This is a genomic window from Methylobacterium sp. WL6 (genome assembly GCF_008040095.1).
Taxonomy (GTDB): Bacteria; Pseudomonadota; Alphaproteobacteria; order Rhizobiales; family Beijerinckiaceae; genus Methylobacterium.
On sequence record NZ_VRVH01000637.1, the window covers coordinates 1 to 742 of the forward strand.

At 73.5% G+C, this 742-nt stretch carries 1 pseudogene; it reads right to left on the bottom strand.

Going from position 1 to position 742, the window contains the following annotated elements:
- Nucleotides 1–434: pseudogene (locus FV230_RS30200) on the bottom strand (competence protein ComEC); the annotation flags it as partial.
- Between the last annotated feature and the right edge of the window lie 308 nt (nt 435–742).

Sequence of the window (742 nt, forward strand, 5' to 3'; positions counted from 1 at the left end):
TCCTCACGCTCCTCCAGCGATTCGATCAGGCCTTCGAGCGGCGCGATGATGGTGCGGGTCAGCACCGGCGCCGCCACCTGCGCGACCCGCAGGGCGCTCGCCGCGAAGCCGAGGAGCGCCGCCATCAGCCCGAGGGCGACGGCCAGCGCCGCGGGCCGGGCACCGAGGAACGGCAGGGTCGCGGCGCAGGCGCCGGCTGCGACGAGGGGCGCCCAGAGCGAGGGCATGCCGTCGGTGGCGGTGAAGAACGCGAGGATGCCGGCGCCGAAGGCGACCGCGAGCCAGGGAAACAGCCGCCGCTGCTCGGCCTCGATCGCGAGCCCGCCGACGACCCAGCCGCGCACGGCCGGCCCGAGCACGGCGGGCGACGGGAAGCGGCCTGATGCCGACGTGGCGACGGCCCGTCCCGTCGATCGTGCGATGTCCCGCGCCATGATCGGCACACCGGTCGGCGCGAAACGGCTGCGCCGACCCGATTCTTAACGCATCCGCGAGGGCGTGCTAGAGCCGTCCGGGCCGGGTCCGGGCGCAGGTCCCCAGCTTCCGTGCGTCGTCGGGGACGACGAACCGCCTTTCCCTCCGTCGCAGAGCGATCTAGACGCGCGCAACCGGATCGGCCGATCCGTGCCGCGGCCGCGTTCAGGGTGCTCCTTCAGCCCCGTCACCAGAAGATCCATCGTCCGATGTCGTCACCCGTCGTCACGCGCTTCGCGCCCTCGCCCACGGGCTACCTCCATATCGG